This window comes from Acinetobacter sp. SM1B, assembly GCF_003289665.1.
In the GTDB taxonomy this organism is placed as follows: domain Bacteria; phylum Pseudomonadota; class Gammaproteobacteria; order Pseudomonadales; family Moraxellaceae; genus Acinetobacter; species Acinetobacter schindleri.
In genome coordinates this window covers 1488360-1507178 of the sequence record NZ_QMBM01000001.1, presented here as the reverse complement: position 1 = coordinate 1507178, position 18819 = coordinate 1488360, and the positions used below count along the sequence as shown (strand labels likewise).

General features: G+C 42.0%; 18 protein-coding genes and 1 riboswitch. Of the genes, 11 read left to right on the top strand and 7 right to left on the bottom strand.

Annotated elements, in window-relative coordinates; translation table 11 throughout:
* The first annotated feature begins 57 nt into the window (after positions 1 to 57).
* Positions 58 to 990: an AraC family transcriptional regulator gene (locus tag C8322_RS07240; protein WP_026056811.1), complete on the top strand. Its 933-nt coding sequence runs from the start codon at positions 58 to 60 to the stop codon at positions 988 to 990.
* Positions 991 to 1002: 12 nt separating this feature from the next.
* Here the strand turns inward: C8322_RS07240 and lpxB are convergent, their stop codons facing one another.
* Positions 1003 to 2175 carry a lipid-A-disaccharide synthase gene (lpxB, locus tag C8322_RS07235; protein WP_004895079.1) on the bottom strand — a complete coding sequence of 391 codons (1173 nt, stop codon included), beginning with the start codon at positions 2173 to 2175 and terminating at the stop codon, positions 1003 to 1005.
* Between the two features lie 559 nt (positions 2176 to 2734).
* On the opposite strand from lpxB, the gene C8322_RS07230 reads away from it, so the two are divergent.
* The 3 genes from C8322_RS07230 to C8322_RS07220 all read left to right on the top strand — a co-directional run bounded on the left by C8322_RS07230 (position 2735) and on the right by C8322_RS07220 (position 5431).
* Positions 2735 to 3625, top strand: a complete 891-nt coding sequence (locus C8322_RS07230; RefSeq protein WP_004895081.1) for a sulfite exporter TauE/SafE family protein — start codon at positions 2735 to 2737, stop codon at positions 3623 to 3625.
* 127 nt (positions 3626 to 3752) lie between these two features.
* Positions 3753 to 4844, top strand: a complete 1092-nt coding sequence (locus C8322_RS07225) for a 3-deoxy-7-phosphoheptulonate synthase (protein ID WP_111810749.1) — start codon at positions 3753 to 3755, stop codon at positions 4842 to 4844.
* A 62-nt stretch (positions 4845 to 4906) separates the two neighbouring features.
* Positions 4907 to 5431 carry a protein tyrosine phosphatase family protein gene (locus C8322_RS07220; RefSeq protein WP_004809577.1) on the top strand — a complete coding sequence of 175 codons (525 nt, stop codon included), beginning with the start codon at positions 4907 to 4909 and terminating at the stop codon, positions 5429 to 5431.
* Here the strand turns inward: C8322_RS07220 and ispF are convergent.
* Positions 5419 to 5907 (bottom strand): 2-C-methyl-D-erythritol 2,4-cyclodiphosphate synthase, encoded by a 489-nt coding sequence (gene ispF / locus C8322_RS07215; protein ID WP_004809578.1) that lies wholly within the window; start codon positions 5905 to 5907, stop codon positions 5419 to 5421. The genes C8322_RS07220 and ispF overlap by 13 nt on opposite strands.
* Positions 5908 to 6006: 99 nt before the next feature.
* Here ispF and C8322_RS07210 point away from each other — a divergent pair, with 99 nt between their 5' ends.
* Entirely contained in the window at positions 6007 to 6666 is a 660-nt protein-coding gene (locus C8322_RS07210; protein ID WP_004809580.1) for a hypothetical protein, read from the top strand.
* A gap of 47 nt (positions 6667 to 6713) precedes the next feature.
* Here the strand turns inward: C8322_RS07210 and C8322_RS07205 are convergent, their stop codons facing one another.
* From C8322_RS07205 to C8322_RS07185, 5 genes are all read right to left on the bottom strand, one after another.
* Positions 6714 to 7961, bottom strand: a complete 1248-nt coding sequence (locus tag C8322_RS07205) for a D-amino acid dehydrogenase (protein WP_004809582.1) — start codon at positions 7959 to 7961, stop codon at positions 6714 to 6716.
* Positions 7962 to 8092: 131 nt separating this feature from the next.
* A riboswitch (glycine riboswitch) is annotated at positions 8093 to 8180 on the bottom strand.
* A gap of 240 nt (positions 8181 to 8420) precedes the next feature.
* On the bottom strand, positions 8421 to 9329 hold the full coding sequence (locus C8322_RS07200) for an AEC family transporter (protein WP_004809584.1): 909 nt from the start codon (positions 9327 to 9329) through the stop codon (positions 8421 to 8423).
* Between the two features lie 405 nt (positions 9330 to 9734).
* Positions 9735 to 10829: a chorismate synthase gene (gene aroC, locus C8322_RS07195; RefSeq protein WP_004809586.1), complete on the bottom strand. Its 1095-nt coding sequence runs from the start codon at positions 10827 to 10829 to the stop codon at positions 9735 to 9737.
* A gap of 12 nt (positions 10830 to 10841) precedes the next feature.
* Complete coding sequence (gene prmB / locus C8322_RS07190) at positions 10842 to 11852, bottom strand: 50S ribosomal protein L3 N(5)-glutamine methyltransferase (protein WP_004809587.1); 1011 nt, start codon at positions 11850 to 11852, stop codon at positions 10842 to 10844.
* A gap of 358 nt (positions 11853 to 12210) precedes the next feature.
* Positions 12211 to 12594, bottom strand: coding sequence for a hypothetical protein (locus tag C8322_RS07185; protein WP_004809589.1), 384 nt, complete (start codon positions 12592 to 12594; stop codon positions 12211 to 12213).
* A gap of 199 nt (positions 12595 to 12793) precedes the next feature.
* On the opposite strand from C8322_RS07185, the gene C8322_RS07180 reads away from it, so the two are divergent.
* The 6 genes from C8322_RS07180 (at position 12794) to C8322_RS07155 (ending at position 18707) form a co-directional block, all read left to right on the top strand.
* Entirely contained in the window at positions 12794 to 13102 is a 309-nt protein-coding gene (locus C8322_RS07180) for a hypothetical protein (protein WP_004809591.1), read from the top strand.
* Positions 13103 to 13249: 147 nt separating this feature from the next.
* Positions 13250 to 14623, top strand: a complete 1374-nt coding sequence (locus C8322_RS07175; protein ID WP_111810483.1) for an ABC1 kinase family protein — start codon at positions 13250 to 13252, stop codon at positions 14621 to 14623.
* A gap of 246 nt (positions 14624 to 14869) precedes the next feature.
* Positions 14870 to 16165, top strand: coding sequence for an acyl-CoA dehydrogenase family protein (locus tag C8322_RS07170; protein WP_004809595.1), 1296 nt, complete (start codon positions 14870 to 14872; stop codon positions 16163 to 16165).
* A 28-nt stretch (positions 16166 to 16193) separates the two neighbouring features.
* Positions 16194 to 17393: an acyl-CoA dehydrogenase family protein gene (locus tag C8322_RS07165; protein WP_004809597.1), complete on the top strand. Its 1200-nt coding sequence runs from the start codon at positions 16194 to 16196 to the stop codon at positions 17391 to 17393.
* Positions 17394 to 17505: 112 nt separating this feature from the next.
* The gene (locus C8322_RS07160) at positions 17506 to 17991 is read left to right on the top strand and encodes a GNAT family N-acetyltransferase (RefSeq protein ID WP_004809598.1); all 486 of its coding nucleotides are present in this window, start codon (positions 17506 to 17508) and stop codon (positions 17989 to 17991) included.
* A 134-nt stretch (positions 17992 to 18125) separates the two neighbouring features.
* Positions 18126 to 18707, top strand: coding sequence for a lytic transglycosylase domain-containing protein (locus tag C8322_RS07155; protein ID WP_004809600.1), 582 nt, complete (start codon positions 18126 to 18128; stop codon positions 18705 to 18707).
* Positions 18708 to 18819: the final 112 nt, after the last annotated feature.

Below are 18819 nucleotides of genomic sequence, written 5' to 3'. Positions count from 1 at the left end.
CTCAATTCACATGCAGACTTAAATAAAAATATCTTTTTAATTCAGAATAGAACACGCATGGATGCGCTTAGTAAAATTTTTGATGACATACATTTAGCCAAATCAGAATATATCTATCTGAATGTTCATCATCCTTATCGGCTGTTATACAGACATGAACCGTCCATGCTGGCCTATGTGATTTTGCATGGACAGGCACAGCTTAGCTTTGAAGATTCAGACCATGTCATTGTCTTACAGCAGGGTGATCTGATTCTGCTTCCATCTGCCAAAGCGCACCAGCTGCATTGTCCAAATGATCAAGAACTAACACAAAGTAGTCCCATTAACAGCTTCTTTGCTTCGCATTCACAGCAAAGTATTGATTTCGGTCAGGTCCAGCCACAACGCAGCTTTATTCTGGCGATTCGTTCAAAAATGGATATCCAGATGGCGCGACCGCTAATTACCTCTTTGCCGGATTATCTGCATATCCAGCATATTTTGAGTGATTCAGCCCCGGAATGGTTACAGATCGGATTACAGTTCCTGGCTTTAGAAACCCAGAATACACGTCCGGGCCGTGACCGTATTCTCGATCATCTGGTCAGTATTTTACTTATTGAATGTGTGCGGGATTATATTTTGAATGCCCGGCATGCCTCCAGCTGGTTAAATGCCTTAAGCCATCCTGAACTTTCCAGTGCCTTAGCTGCCATTCATGGCCAGCCAGAACAGAGCTGGACCGTTGAAAGTCTGGCTGAACAATGCCATATGTCACGTTCCAAATTTGCACAATTGTTTACGCAAGTGGTCGGTGAAACGCCTTTGGCTTATCTGCAACAGCACAGGATGCGTCTGGCAGCACGTTATTTAAGAGATGGCTTAATGACCGTGCAACAGATTGCGCATCGCGTAGGTTATTCTTCAGAAACTGCATTTAGTCAGAGTTTTAAAAAGCAGTTTGAACTGACCCCGAGCCAGTATCGTCAGCAGCATCAGGGTCAATAATAGCTGAGAAGATTATTTTACCAGTTCTAAAATGGCAGTCACAGGATCTTCACTATTCCCTGAAAGTAGTTGCTTATGCATGGTCAGATGCTGCATCGCCTGAATCTGTGCTGCTTCAACATTCATTAATGCTTCAATTTCGGCAGCAAGATTCTCAGGGGTTGCTTCAGATTGAATCAGCTCTTGAATCATTTTCTTGCCAGCAATAATATTTGGCAATGAATAGTACTGAATTTTCACCAGAAGTTTAACAATACGATAAGTCAACCAATGCAGCTTATAGAAAGTCACCATTGGACGATGTAACAACATTGCTTCCAGAGTTGCTGTTCCCGATGCCAAAGCAACAATATCTGCTGCATTCATGACCTGACGACCGATTTTAGAATCGCTACCGGTATTTTCCATCAGACGAATTCGGGTCTGTAAGCTTTCTGGATAAGTTTGCAGCAAGGCTTGAATTTGCTGCTTACGTGCATCATTGATGGCAGGAATCAGGAAGATATATTCAGGATGTTTTTGTTGCAGAATTTGCGCAGTATCCAGCACCAATGGCCCAAGACGTTCAATTTCTCCACGGCGGCTACCTGGCAGCAAGGCAATATATTTCTGCGTAGGATCAAGTCCCAGTTCCTGCTTTGCTTCAGCCAGTGGATTCTGTATCGGCAATTGACTCGCTAATGGATGACCGACAAATGCAGCGGGTACCTGCCATTTTTGATAAAAGACTTTTTCAAATGGAAATAAACACAGTACCAGATCGATACTGGCTTTAATGCCATGTACACGTCCCTGACGCCACGCCCAGACGGATGGGCTGACATATTGAACGGTTTTGATCGGCAACTGTCGTTGCTTGATGCTCTTGGACAAACGCAGGTTAAAATCTGGTGCATCAATGCCGATAAATACATCGACTGGATCTTTCGTCCAGGCCTCCACCAGTCCATCACGTACAGCAAACAGCTTACGGATATCTTTTAAGACTTCAACAATACCCATCACTGACAGAATATCCATTGGATAATAGCTTTTAAAACCTTCTGCCATCATCTGTGGACCACCAATGCCCTCAAATTCAGCATCAATCCCCTGCTCACGAAAACGACGAATCAGACTGGCACCTAAGGTATCTCCCGATACTTCACCCACGACGATTCCAATTTTAAGCTTCCGTTTTTGCAAGATGTGATCCTCAAAGAATTGCTGTCAGCATATTAGCATAAGACGAAAAATTTAAGGCTGAACTTGATTCTGATCTGTATGAAATGATTTAAAAATGATGAATCTAAGAATTTAAAGCGCTATATCTACAAATATAATGATGACTACAGGGATTTTCTGAATTCACTTTAGATAAGAATGACCAGGATCACCATGACTACAAATATGCTCAATTGAAAAATGATATAAAGAATGATCTACCAAACTTCTAATTTCCCTTATCACGACCAGCCTATTTTTAAATCAAATAAATTTGCTTATTTTAATAAAGAAGAAATTTTATACTATTAATTATATTTCATGAATTCAATTCCATTTATCTTCCTCGTATTTCCTAACTATAAGAAAATTCTTTAGAAAGCTTACCGGACTTATCCTTTAGACCAGTTTTTTCGATAATAAAACACCTCATTAATCACTTGCTTTATCTTATTTTGGAATAAGCAAATCATTAATCAAGACAACTACTTATCTTTAATAGTCATAAGATATGCTCGTTTTTTGATATTGGCATATATAGATGTTTGGTCCGATTGAGTTTATTTTAGCAGGTGTGTTAGTTGGTTTCTGTGTAGGGATTACTGGTGTCGGCGGTGGTTCACTGATGACCCCTATTTTGATCAGCCTATTCCGGATTGAACCGCACATTGCAATCGGTACTGACCTTCTATATGCCGCAATCTCTAAATTCTGCGGTTCTTTTGTCCATGCAAAAAAAATGAATATTATCTGGCCCATTGTGATCTGGCTGGCGATCGGCAGTATTCCAGCATCTTTGGCCACGCATTGGGTACTTGAGAACTATCTCAGTCAATCTACCCACTATAAAGCAGTACTCACCATGGTACTCGGTTTTATGCTAACGCTGACCGGTATTTCTATTGTATTCCGCGCTTCAATTGAGAAGTTCTTTAATAAATACCGTAAACAAGAACTGCCAGATATGACCCAGGATCTGGAAAAAGTCGATTTTAAATCTGGCAAAAAACGCGCTCTGATTATCATCATGGGAATCGTGCTTGGTGTTTTTGTGACCTTGTCTTCAGTGGGCGCAGGGGCATTCGGTATTATGGCATTGATTCTGATGTTCCCGAATTTGCCGATGATTCGTATTATCGGTTCTGACGTGGTGCATGCCGTACTTCTAACTTTAGTCGCAGGCTTGGGCCATATGAGCGCAGGTAATGTAGACTTTGCTTTGTTAGGCTGGTTACTGGTGGGTTCTATTCCTGCAATCGTGATCGGCACATTGATCAGTTCACGTATGCCTGAGAAAATTATCCGTAAAATTCTGGGTGTTACCCTGTTCTGTCTGGGTGTGAACTTTATGCTCAATCCAGTCAAATCCAAACCTGCTCAACCAGCTCAACCCGAGTTGGTAACCGAAGCAGAAAAATCTCAGGCCGTTTAAACTAAACCTCAGATTCATCACTTTTTTTTCAAAGATTTATTCATCTTTTTTATAACAAAGTGACGCATCATTCATGTTATATTCGGGCTATTAAACAACCTTTTGTATGATCGAACCAGTGACGGCAATGAATACACTACAGTCAAATCCTATTTCACAATCAGATATTGATGATGTGAATATCCAAAGCATGATTCCTCTTGTAACTCCAGCACAATTAAAGACTGAGTTGCCTTTGACTGAGAATGCTTATCAAACCGTACTGAAAGGTCGTGAAACGATTCGCAATATTCTTGATGGTAACGATAAACGTCTTTTTGTCGTGATTGGTCCATGTTCAATTCATGACCCTGAAGCTGCCAAAGAATATGCCGAGCGCCTGAAGGTGCTGAGCGAAAAAGTAAAAGACAGCCTGTATCTGGTAATGCGTGTGTATTTTGAAAAACCACGTACTACCATTGGCTGGAAAGGTCTGATCAATGACCCGGACATGAATGACTCGTTCAATATTGAAAAAGGTCTACGCATTGGCCGTAAGCTTTTACTGGAGCTGAATGAAAAAGGTCTGCCATGTGCAACCGAAGCACTTGATCCAAACTCGCCACAGTATTATCAGGATTTAATTTCATGGTCAGCGATTGGTGCACGTACTACCGAAAGCCAGACTCACCGTGAAATGTCATCTGGCCTGTCTTCACCAGTAGGTTTCAAAAACGGTACTGATGGCGGCCTGACTGTTGCAACCAATGCTATGCAATCTGTAAAGCACGGTCATAGCTTCCTTGGTCTGAATGATCAAGGTCAGGTGGCGGTGATTCGTACTTCTGGCAATCCATATGCTCACGTAGTACTTCGTGGTGGTAATGGCAAACCTAACTATGATGCAGGTTCTGTTGCAGAAGCTGAGACTGCTTTGGCAAAAGCGAAAGTTAGTACCAAGATCATGATTGACACCAGTCATGCAAACTCAAACAAAGACCCGTACTTACAACCATTAGTGCTAAAAAACATCACTGAACAAATTATTGATGGAAATAAATCAATTGTTGGTATTATGGTAGAAAGTCATCTTAAAGGTGGTCGTCAGGATATCCCGGCTAACCTTTGTGATCTGGAATACGGTAAATCAGTGACTGATGGCTGTATTGACTGGGAAACGACTGAAAAGGCATTACTTGATATGCATGAGGCGTTAAAGGACGTTTTACCGAATCGCTAAGCGATTGATCAAAGCGCCATCGTAAGATGGCGTTTGCATTTCTACATAAGGAAAATGATCTGATGAATGAAATTGAAACTGCACTCTGTCAAATCAATAATTTTCAATTCATCCATGAGCACCTGTTTACTTCAGGCCAGCCAACAGCAGAACAGCTCAAGCTGATAAAGGAATACGGGATCTCGACCGTTATCAATGTAGCTTTGAGCGATGCAGAGCCTCACCTGGACCATGAAGATAAAATCTGTCTGGAGCTTGGACTCAACTATATCCAGCTGCCAATTTCCTGGGAAATGCCATCCGATGATCAATGCCTGCTAGTGCTGGACATGATTGATCATCTAGTCAAGCAACAAGCCGTTTGGGTACATTGCAACCAGAACTTCCATGTCAGCAGCCTGATGTATTTATATCGCCAATACTATATGGATATGGATCTACCGACGGCGCAAGCAAGTCTGCATCAGGTCTGGGAACCGAATGACACCTGGACGGGTCTATTGCATGCTGTTGCCTTACAGCTACAAGGCCGTAAAGCAACTGAAGAACTTAAACTGGCAATGATTAATCCTGATCACTTTGCATGAGCGATCAGGACCGTCGCCATAGACAGAATGCCTTCCTGACGCCCGGTAAAGCCCAGCTTTTCTGTTGTCGTTGCCTTAACGCTAATCTGGGTTACATCTACTTCTAGTACATCTGCAATGCTTTGACGCATTTCCAGATTATGCTTTGCCAGTTTTGGACGTTCACAGGCCACAGTAATATCTGCATTATTCAATACATAACCACGATCCAAGATTAGCTGATACACGTGCTTCAACAATACACGACTGTCAGCACCTTTAAAGTTAGGATCCGTATCTGGAAAATGCTGACCGATATCTCCCAGCGCCAATGCACCTAATAAAGCATCACATAATGCATGTAATACAACGTCACCATCCGAGTGTGCTTTGAGGCCATAGGTATGTGGAATTTTCACGCCTGCCAGTGTGACAAAACCACCTTCTTCGAATGCATGCACATCCAGCCCCTGACCAATTCGAATTTGTGCAACCACTGTTTTCATCCTTAGAAATAACCAATTGAAATCTTGTACACTTCGTTTCTATTTCGCTATAGTTAGACCAAGCGTAACACAGTGAAAGTATAAGCGATCATGCTGCTGAAAACTGATATAAAAATGATGAAACTTCTGGGTCTCATGCTGGGTTTGAGCACTTTGGCAACAGGTGCTGCAGCATCCGTACGTCCGCTAGAATGTTCAGATAGCTCACAAGCCAGTAAAGCAACTTCGACGCTGTGTTCCGTGCCTCTGGCTGAATTTAGAAAAAATCTGGCGAGCCAGTATCTCACGGCCTACCTGATTACTGATGCACCTTTAAGTATTATTCAGGATACGCATCAATTATGGCTAAACCGCTTACAACAGTGCAAAACACTAGATTGTTATAAACAGCAGTTTGATGTGCGTCTAGATGATCTGAATATCTTTATTTCTTTGAATCAAAGCCTGACCCAGCATTATTTAAAATTTGAACAGGGCCAGATTGCCAAACAGCCAGTACACCTGAAAATCCATCAGCTCAGTAAAGACCGCATCAAGATCGAAGGTATTGCCTATCGCAGTCCTAAAAACCGTATAGATACTCAAACTATCCCTTTTTTAGCTTATACCACTCCTGAAGCTAAAACTGAAATCACTGATAACGAAAACGACTGTAAGTATGAATTCCACTATACCAAGGCCCTTCTTTCGGTAAAAACCCAGCAGAAAGGCTGTGAACGCTTTAGCGGTGTCTATCGCCTATATGACTAAAACTCATTCAATTAAGAAAAGATCATCCGAGGATGATCTTTTTTGTTTTAAGCTACAGGATAGGTTTGAGCCACCTGCTGGCTGATCATTGCTGCTGTCGCAGCAGAGAGCGTCCAGCCTAAATGTCCATGTCCGGTATTATAAAACACCCGCTTGTGTTTTCCTTGACGCACGACTGGCATCATATTCGGCATCATTGGCCTTAATCCGGTCCAGGGAATCACATATTCAGTGGAAATATCAAAATTACGATGCGTCCAGTCAATTAAAGGCTGAATCCGGTCAGCACGAATGTCGCGGTTATAACCATTAAACTCTGCCGTACCCGCAATACGCAGTCGGTCTTTACCCAATCGGGAGAGCACAATTTTAGCGCTTTCATCCAGCAGGCTGACCCACGGCGCATTTTGCTGACTTTGTTCATCGTTAAGCTGTACGGTAATTGAATATCCCTTCACCGGATAGACATTGACCCGGTCACCCAACAGATAAGACAGTTGATAACTACCCACACCGGCACAGACCACGATGGCATCAGCTTTCAGTTCCAGTCGTTCTTGCGGATTGGTATTGGAATTTTCACTGCTCGGCATACAACTGATCCGGATATAATCATCCTTCTGCTCTATTGCCTGTACATTCTGACCAAACAGGAAAAGTACACCTTTGTCTGCACAAGCCTTGGCCAGACCTGTAGTAAATTTATGAATATCCCCGGTAGCATCGCTACGGCTAAAGAAGCCGGCATAATAATCACCGGTTAAAGTGGGTTCAATCTGTTTAATTTCTTCATTGGAAATCGCATTGCGTTCCAGCCCGCCACTGCAAAGCAGATCATTGACCTTCATCGCGACCTTATAATCCTGCTCGGTATGATAAAAATGCAAGATTCCCCTTTTTTCCAGATCAAACTCAATCTGTTCTGTTTCAGCAATTTCAAATAAACGTTTACGGGCCAATAACGCCATTTTTACTGTTTCCCGGGTATTGGTTTCGTAATGACGAATATTCCCCATAAATTCCATTAGCCAGCTGTATTTATGCATACTAAAAGACGGGTTGAGCAGTAATGGGGCAGCTTTTTGCGACATCCATTTCAGGCCTTTCAGTACTGTCGCTTTTTGGTTCCAGACTTCTGCATTACAGGCGGAAAGTTGCCCGCCATTGGCATACGAGGTTTCCATGGCAGGGTAAAGATGCTGGTCGACAACAGTGACCTGATACCCTAATAAAGCCAGTTCATAAGCCGTGGTTACGCCGGTAATCCCGGCGCCAATGACAATTACATGACGCATAGACATCTCCTTTTTTATTATGATGTCTGCCCCATCTGTCATTTTTACCTGAGAGCTTTGATTTCAGTATTGGAGATCAATACCTTAACCTTCCCCTTCGGTGAGTGATTCAACACTTCTCTCCAGAGTTTTGCATTATTACAGTCCTTCTGCCTGAGAGTTTCCGGGGTCGTTGCTCCTTCGGCGAATGCAGGTGCATTTCTCTCCTGCAATAATGTGCATATGTATTGTTTTGCAATTTATATACCATGCTATAGAGCTTAATAAAAAATTACTGTGCAAAGTTGTAAAGACACAGTAATTAGTAAAGCTACGTTATCCTCGCTTAGCTATAAAATGAAATCTAAATGAAGGTGCAGATATTTGATTAGATTTTTGAAACAGGATTATAGGTTAATTAAAAATTTTAATTGGCTTAGGCTATTTTGAGTGAAAAATTTCTCTATTGGATTCTTTTAACTAGATGATAAAAGTTAAGAATAATGGCAAGGTTAATCCTGCAACCAGGGTTTGCACACTAATAACTTTCGCCATAAGTTCACTGTCTCCACCCAGAACTTTGGTCAATACATACGAAGCAGAAGCTGTGGGTAATGCGAAAAACAGTACCAGCACTTGAGTGGTCAGCGTGGAAATTCCCATTATCTTGCATACCCCCAAGCCAAGCAATGGCATGCAAATCATACGCCCAGTTGTGTTCCAGACGATGCGCCATAAATCCAGATTAATTTGCCCAAACTTTAATGCTGCCCCGACACACATCAAACCTAAAGGCAAACTGCATGCTGCCATCTGTTTCAATAACTGGTTCATACCCTGCCATATTCCCAATCCGGACAGATTATAAAGCCCACCTACCAGACAGCCTAAAATCAGTGGATTTTTCGCGAGGGATATGAAAATTTTTCCAAACTGCATATCGGCCGGTTTAGTAAATGCCAGCACAGAAACGGTATTTACCACTGGAATAAAGAATACCATAATGACGGCAAATACTGTCATCCCTGCCTGCCCAAATAAGGTGCTGACCGCAGCAATGCCAATATAGGTATTAAAGCGCAGTATGCTTTGTATATAGACCCCAAATCGGGCAAAGTTAATCCGGTATATCGCTTTTAGACTGTACAGCACTGCACAAACCAGTACAGTAATGATTGAAATAACCAGCACCACATCCTGGATAATATCTATATGAATCTGAGCAGTAGCCAGATTCAGGAATAGCATGATTGGAAATAGTACATAATAGTTTAGCTTTTCTGCCCCCCGCCAAAATCCGTCTTCTAACCATTTCCTTTGTTTTAATGTATAACCCAGGGTAATTAGGGCAATCAGTGGAAACAGGACGCTGAAGATAGTATGAAGCATTGAGCCACTCGTAACATGCAATTTTGTGGCAATCGAACCCAACTGCCTGTCAATGATTAAGGATACAACAACCGAAGAGTTTTAGGAGAAAAAGTAGTGGAAAAATCAACGGATAATAAGTAAGAGAAAGTCTCTTATGCATTTTAATGAATAATAAACCAATTAAGTCCAGCTTTCTTCTTTTGCAATATTTAATACCTCAACTTTTAAACCTTCTAACTCATTAAAAATTTTTTGAATCATTTTTTGGATGAGTTTTCGAATTTCGTTTTTAATCAACCTAAACTTCTTAAAAGCATAGGAAAAATAAGTTTCTCTCCACCTAAATCATCTATTGCCTTTGCAAATATAAAAAAAGCCAGACCGAAGTCTGACTTTTTGGATTCACTTCAGATCAGAAGCGAATTATTTTGGTTCAATTGGTGCAAACGGCGCAACCACATCGGCATTTTGTGCACGATGGCGCATAAAGTGATCCATCAATACAATCGCCAGCATTGCTTCAGCAATTGGCGTCGCACGCACACCCACACAAGGATCATGACGGCCTTTGGTCAACACGTCAGTATCTTCACGATTGATGGTGATGGTTTTACCCGGCGTGGTGATTGAAGCGGTTGGTTTTAGTGCAATCGATACGCGAATGTCCTGACCGCTAGAAATCCCACCCAAAATACCGCCTGCATGGTTTGCCAGGAAACCATCCGTCGTTAATTCATCACGCGTTTCATGACCAAACTGCTCAGCAACGCCAAAACCATCACCAATCTCAACACCTTTAACGGCGTTAATCGACATCATGGCATGGGCAATATCGGCATCCAGACGATCGAATACTGGCTCACCCCAGCCTACTGGGACTTTAGAGGCAATAATTTCAAGGCGCGCACCACAACTTGTACCTTGTTCACGCAACGACGTGACCAGTGCCTCAAAACGTGGAACGGCATCAATATCACCACAGAAGAACGGATTATTTGGAACTTCATTCCAGTCCAGTTTCTCGGCTTTTTCAGTGCCAATCTGGGTGACATGACCGCGAATTTCAATACCGAACTTCTCAAACAGGAATTTCTTGGCAATCGCACCCGCTGCCACACGCATTGCAGTTTCACGTGCACTTGAACGGCCACCGCCACGATAATCACGGAAACCATACTTCTGGGTATAGGTATAGTCTGCATGACCCGGGCGGAAAGTCTGCGCGATATTGCCATAGTCTTTTGATTTCTGGTCGGTATTGCGGATTAAAAGACCGATTGAAGTGCCGGTGGTTTTACCCTCAAACACACCGGAAATAATTTCCACTTCATCCGGCTCTTTACGCTGCGTTGCAAATTTTGATGTACCCGGCTTGCGGCGGTCCAGATCCTTTTGCAAGTCTGCTTCAGACAGCTCAATTCCTGGTGGAACCCCATCAACGATCGCCATCAGGCCAACACCATGAGATTCACCACAAGTCGTTACACGGAAGAGTTGCCCTATACTATTACCTGCCATGTGAACGACTCCTTATGCATTAACAGATTGAATAAATAAATCGCGGTATTGACGGCATTGGGCTGCAGTCAATGCGAAGATACCTGAACCACCACGCTGGAACTGCAACCAGTGGAAATCAACTTTATTGAAGTTTTGCTTCATTGCCCATTCAGAGTTGCCGACTTCAATTACAATCAGACCATCTTCAGTCAGGTAATCAGCCGCTTGAGCCAGCATTTTACGTACTAGATCCAGACCATCCTGACCTGCAGCCAAAGCCATTTCAGGTTCGTGGTGGAATTCGTCTGGTAGATCTGCCATGTCTTCTGCATCCACATACGGTGGATTCGACACGATTAGATCATACTGATTTTCAGCAGGAATTTTTGCGAACAGGTCCGATTCAAGCAATGCCACTTGATACTGCTTGTTATGGTGTTCACAGTTGATCTGCGCTACTTCTAAAGCCTCTTTAGACAGATCGGTTGCATCCACTTCAGAATCTGGAAAAGCGTATGCCAATGCAATCGCAATACAGCCTGAACCGGTGCACATGTCCAGAATACGTTGTGGTGTTTTTGGATTCGGATTTTCTGGCAGGTTATTTACCGCTGCACCCATTTCACCATTTTCGCCCAGGCAATATGGTGCAAAACGGTTTTCAATCAGCTCAACGATTGGTGAACGTGGAATCAGTACACGCTCATCTACATAGAATGGCTTACCAAAGAAATAAGCCAGATTTAATAGATAAGATGTCGGCATTCTTTCATTGATACGACGTCCTAACAGATTCAAAAACTCTTCTTTTTCGCTTGGAAGCAGTTTTGAATCCAGAATTTCTGGATCAGCATTCCAGTCCAGAGAAAGGGTTTGTAAAACCAGTGCTGAACTTTCAGCAAAATAATCTTCTGTGCCTTGGCCCAAGTGCGCATCGTATTGACGTAATGCTGTAACACCAAAACGGATAAAATCACGAATGGTGGTTAGATTTTCAGCGGCTTCCTGCAAATGTTCAGGGCTAATAGTCGGTCGATCCACTTAAGGCGTCTCCAGAGGTCATATTTTAAAACGCCTTATGATACCTTGTTTCGCCTGCTTTTATAATGCTAAAACCATGAAAAATACGAAAACAGCACGACTCCACTCTGGCTGAATCCGGTTTTAGAAGCCTGTTATTTGATGATGAGAATGGTCAATAATAGATCGCTTTAATCGGGATTTGAATGCTTTAAAGTATAAGAGATAAATCGAGCGTTTTGTGAAGTAGGTGATAAATAATACTGACTCACCTATTCAGCGCTTCTGTCCAGTCTTAATAAATCTCAAATTCTCGCCATAATTTAAAAAGCATAACAAACTTACATGTCCCTTATGCTTTTGAGTACCGATCAGATCCTTAGCGTTTTCCGACAAAAGAACGTGATTGATAATAATTGGACTGCTCAATTACCATGGCTAGGGCACATTGCCCTTGCTGGATTTTGGTGTAGTTTCCAGCACGGATACGACCACATTGCTTGTCCAGTCTGGATTCAAACAAGGCATAATGGTTTTTTACTACAGCAGCATTATTTGCGTTTAATTTAAGATAATTTTTATAGCTTTTTTTCAAGATTTTAGTCTGCTCTTTTAATTCCTTAGCAATACATTTTTCAGTCTTGGTACGGTCACCATAGGTGAACTTCATACACTGTGAATATTCCCTTGAATAATCCTGAGCTGCTTGTGTATATACAGCTGTACCTGCCAGAATAGCAGTTAATAACCATGCAAAACGCATACATTCCCCTTTGCCAAATTGGCATGATGCTTACAATCGCACTCATCAATTTTGTTTTAAGTTATATTCCGATACTACCTGAGTCCAGTGAAAATTCCTATTCCTTTATAAGCATCGATTTTATGCAAATGAGCAATTGAAACTCTCAGAATTGTCTCCATTATATAGCGAAGATATACAAGTAAACGAGTTGAATGTTATGAGCTACAAGCATAACAACCTGATGGCCATGCGCCTGAATTATTGGGATGATGTACAGTCTCATAACGTGCAGCAGGAAAAGGCATTTTTGCAAGACATGTTAATTCAGCAAGGTGTTTTTCAGCAGGCAACGCTAGAAGATGCACGCTATCTGTTTTTTAGTTTGCCCAGTATCGTGATTGTTAAAGGTTATGCTTTGGGCTTTCAGCATGAGTCCGTGATTACATTGATTCAACAGCACATTCAAACAAATATCCAACAGTTGCAACAAAGAACTGAATTAAAAATTCAATTTCAGATGCCATAATGCCTTGGCTAATATAAATACAGGTCATCGAGCCTGATCATGTTTAGCGTAAATTCAATCTGTTAAAACTTTTTTAATACGTGAAGACAGGTTAATATCCGCTACAATGATTTATTCTGCTATATGCTGGGAAAGGATTTATTCTACATGTCAGATCAGAACGATAAGCTCAAACAACTGAAAACCTCATCCATGGATCGACGCTTATCGATCGCCAAGGCATCCCTACTTGCAGGCACCCGCTGGGCAGCATCAAATGCCACTTCAATGTTCTCGAGTGAAGAAGAGAAAGAGAAAAAACGCAAAAAAGCCATGAAAGAACAGGCAGATTATTTGGTTGCAGAAATCGGCAAGCTGAAAGGTTCTATCGTCAAGATTGGCCAGATGATGGCGCTCTATGGCGAACATTTTCTGCCCGAAGAAATCACTCAGGCATTAAATACATTAAATAATAAGACTGTAGCCTTGGCCTGGCCTGCGATTAAAGCGCAGTTACAAGCGCAGCTTGGTTCAAAACTTGATGATTTAACCATTGATCATGAACCTTTAGGAACAGCCTCACTAGCTCAGGTACATCGCGCCAAACGTAAATCTGACGGGCTGGAACTGGTACTGAAAATCCAGTATCCAGGAGTTGCAGAAGCGATTGACTCAGATATGAGCCTGTTTAAAAACATGCTCAAATTGACCCGTATGGTGCCGCAAACCCGTGAATTTGATCAATGGTTTGATGAAGTTCGTGAAATGATGCATCGTGAAGTGGACTACAAAATTGAAGCTGCGACAACCCGCCGTTTCCGTCAACGTCTGCAAAATGATCCACGTTATATCGTACCGACTATTATTGAAGATTACTCGACCGATCGCGTGCTCTGTATGACCTATGAGCGTGGTGTACCAATCAATAGTCCGGTCATGCTGTCTCTGCCACAGGAACGTCGTAATAAACTCGGTGAAGCTTCCTTAGAAATCGCAGTACGCGAGATTTTCGAATGGGGCGAAATGCAGACTGACCCGAACTTCGGGAATTATCTGGTACGTTTGGGCAATGGTGATGACGCACAGGATAAAATTGTCCTGCTCGACTTCGGTGCAATCCGTCAGTTTGACCAGCATCTGCTCAATGTGGCGCGTAATCTGATTCAAGCGGGTTATCATCATGATTCAGATATGATGGTCAAAGCCATGACTGGTTATGAATTCTTTGACACGATTCCGCAAAGCATCAAACCGGATATGGCCAAGGTTTTCTTGCTGGCCACTGAAGCATTTAGCTCGCCAATGAACAATAAAGACCTGCCAGCCGGCGTAATGGATGCACAAGATCGCTATGACTGGAAAAAGAGTCAGTTGCATAGCCGTGTCATGCAACAAGCCTCTAAATCGATGGCATCACGTTATTTCAGCGTCCCACCGAAAGAGTTTATGTTCATCAGCCGTAAATTTATTGGGGCTTATACCTTTATGACCGTGATTGATGCCAAAACCAATGTGCGTGCCATGATCAAGAAACATCTCTAAATGGTATCAAGTGATATTTTAAGTTGACCCGGTTGATTTCTGTTATCCGGGTCAATTTCTTGCATTTTAATATTTTTGAATAATATAATTATATTAATAATTTCATAAACTTGTTAGCAAATTTTATAGAATAAATTCACTTCATTATTGTCAATCAATCATGTCATTCCTGACATGGTTTTTTATCAGGCAACCTGTCAGCATAATTCTGAAAATACCTAAAACATTTATAACAGGATAATGATAATGAGCAATATGGTAAATAAGGCCCAAGGAGTTGGCTTATCCATACTGACTAAAATTGCAGGCAGTGAGCTACTGGATCAGTTTAAGCTACGAAAATTCGTTGAAAAGTCTCTGTATCAAAGTTCTAAGGCAGGTTTTAAAACCCTAAGCCAGACACAAAAGCTGCTGAAATCAGGACAAAAAATTAAAAAACAGCGCCTGCCAAATCAGAATAAATCCCTGTTTGATCTTAGCCTGACTGAAGAACAGCAGATGACCGTAGATGCGATGGAACAGTTCTCAGCCGAAGTGCTTTATCCGCTTGCTCATGATGCAGATCACGCTGAAACCTTTCCAGAGGTTCTATGGCAACATGGTACCGACTTAGGACTTAACTTCTATGCCTTGCCTGAGTCCTTAGGTGGTGTAGCGACTGAAAAGAATATTGTGAGCAATGTGCTGATTGCCGAATATCTGGCTAAAGGAGACTTTAGCCTGACTGCTGGCCTGCTCTCAACCTTTAGTGTGATCAATGCCCTGACTCAATGGGGCTCAGAACAGATTCAATCCGACTATCTGGCTTCTTTCGCAAATGATAAAGGTATTCGAGCCACATTTGCCACGCAGGAAAATATACCGGCTTTCAATCCTTTTAGGCTTACAACCCAAGCAACACCACACCAAGATCATTATGTGATTCAGGGTGAAAAAACACTGGTCTTACTCGCAGCCAGTGCAGACATCTATCTGGTCAGTGCCATGCTCAATGGTCAGCCGGATGTATTTGTGGTGCAACGTGATCCGAGCATCAGTATTCAAAAGTCAGCTGCGATGGGTCTTAAAGCAAATGAAACTGCCACACTGCATTTCGACAATACACCAGCACAACGTCTCGGTGATGAAGATTTTGATTACACCGCTTTTATCGATCTGGGTAATCTGATGTGGTGTGCCATGGCTGTCGGTACCTGCGAGGCTGTCAGGAAATACTGTATTCAATATGCCAATGAACGTACAGCGTTTGGTGAACCTATTTCCCATCGTCAAGGGGTTGCTTTCATGATTGCCAATATGGCAATTGAAACAGATGCTATGCGTATGCTGGTGCTAAACGCTGCCAGTCTTGCAGAAGCAGGTAAGCCTTTCCATCGTGAGGCATATTTGGCCCGTATTCTCTGCGCAGAAAAATCAATGCAGATTGGCACAGATGGCGTGCAAATCCTGGGTGGACATGGCTATACCCGTGAACATCCTGTGGAACGCTGGTATCGTGACTTACGCGCGACTGCTGTCATTCAAAGTGGGCTGCATGCCTGATCATTGACATGAATATGGAATAATTATAATGAATCTGCAAAATCCAAAAAAATTTAAATTACTGATTGATCAGGCCCATGAAGTTGCGCTGAATGTATTACGTCCAATTTCCCGTAAATATGACAAGGCTGAACATGCCTATCCTAAAGAGCTGGATATGCTGGCTTCTGTTGTGGATGGCATGAATGCTGGTAGCGAAGGTATGAATGCTGGTGCCGCATTCAATAAACGTGGTGATACCGATACGTCTAATAAAAATGGCGTCAACATGTCAACTGCACTGAGTATTATTGAGATGTGTTATGGCGATACAGGTCTGCTCCTGTCCATGCCACGCCAAGGTCTGGGTAACTCGGCAATTGCAGCGGTGGCAAATGAGGAACAATTGACACGTTTTGAAGGCACCTGGGCAGCAATGGCGATTACCGAGCCAGGTTGTGGTTCAGACTCTGCTGCAATCCGTACTACAGCAACCAAAGATGGTGATGACTATATCCTGAATGGCGAAAAAATCTTTGTCACCTCAGGTGAACGTGCAGATTCTGTAGTGGTTTGGGCAACTTTGGATAAAAACCTGGGTCGTGCTGCAATCAAATCCTTTGTGGTACTCAAAGGTACGCCTGGGATGAAAGTCGAACGTCTGGAACATAAACTTGGTATCAAAGCTTCAGATACCGCTGCAATCAGCTTTGTAGACTGCCGTGTACCTGCGGCAAATCTGTTGGGTAATGCAGATATTGATGTTGCCAAAGGTTTTGCTGGCGTAATGGAAACCTTTGATAATACCCGCCCACTGGTTGCTGCAATGGCTATTGGCTGTTCTAAAGCATCTTTAGAACGAATTAAAGAGATATTCAAAGACCAGCTAGATACGGATTACGGTACACCCTATTTACAGACCTCCCATATTGCAGCGCAGATTTACCGGATGGAAGCAGAATGGGAAGCAGCTCGACTGCTGATGCTGAAAGCAGCCTGGATGGCAGACAATCGTAAACCCAACTCTCGCGAAGCTTCAATTGCCAAAGCCAAGGCTGGTTGTATTGCTAATGAAATCACTTTAAAGTGCGTCGAGTTAGCATCTTCTGCAGGTTATAGCGAGACTGAGCTACTCGAAAAATGGGCTCGTGACTCAAAAATTCTCGATATCTTTGAAGGTACCCAGCAAATCCAACAGCTGATTATTGCTCGTCGTGAGCTGGGTAAATCATCTAGTGAGCTGAAGTAGGTTGCAGAATCTCGAACATGCTGACTCGTTGATGGATTTATAAGCTATAAAGATGGATTTTTTACAGTTTTAGGACTATAAAATTTCTATCTTTTTTTATGTTTCATGATTTATGTATTCTATTCAACCGATCCAGCCTAAGGATAATCCCCAAATTGCCAAAATTATTCGTGAAGTTTCTATTGAATTTGGTCTTGCTGCTGAATCCGGTTTTGCAGTAGGTGATTCTATTCTGGACAGCTTATATCAGGTTTATCAACAACCAAATGCTGCTTACTGGGTTATTGTCGATGAAGATGATCAAGTTTATGGTGGTGGTGGCATTGCTCCCTTACAAGGTGATAATAGCATTCTAGAAATCCAGAAAATGTATTTCCTCCCAGCCATTCGTCAACATGGGTTTGCCAAACAGATTTTGAATCTGGCTTTTGATTTCGCACAGCAACAGAAATTTCATAAGATTTATCTTGAAACGACAAAATCCCTTTGGCAAGCTGTCAAACTCTATGAAAAACTGGGCTTTGAACATCTGGCATATCCTGAAGGAAATACGGGGCATAGTGAAGCGTGTGAAATCTGGATGCTGAAAACTATATAAAATATGCCTCAAGTAAAGATCAAGCCAAAAAGCTGCAAAAATTATTGTAGCTCAGGTTTAAAAGGCTAATCAGCTTGACGCTGAACAGTTCATTTTTTAGTATCAAATTAATTTTATAATGCGGATATTTAATTTTGACCTACTTTAAGTCCTTTTCCTTAAAACGTCTTTTATCTCATTTTTTTACACCTTCGCATTTCAAACGACTCATCCTCCTAGGCAGTGCAATTACTTTAACTGCATGTTCTTCTTTAGGTGGAGGTTCCATAGAAAAACGCTCAGCTAAACTTTCCAAAGGGATACAAAATGCATATTCTATCTCTCCAGAAACAGCAAATCGCGTATCGCCACTGATTATTAAAAGTGCCGAACAGCACAATTTAGATCCACTCTTAGTCGCAGCAGTAATCCGACAAGAATCTACCTATCGTCCGTATGTCAGCTCATCCGCTGGTGCTGTAGGTTTAATGCAAATTATTCCACGTTATTGGCAAAGTAGTTGTGGAGCTGATTTATTCCATGAAGCCACCAATGTCCAATGTGGCTCCTATATATTAGCGCGTTATCAACAATCTGCAGGCGACTTAAAAAAGGGACTAGGATATTATAATGTCGGTCCATCTGGTTTTGAAAATAATCGCAAGATGCGTAAGCAAGGTAAAAAATACGCTAAACAGGTACTTAATCATAAAAAAACGTTAAAAAATTCAATTTAGTTTTTCTAATAGATGAATAATTAAGCATAATTATAGATTATGCTTAATTATTCATCTAAACTATTAGATCTCTTTCATAAATCAAAAAACGATCTTCTTTTTGGTTGATATT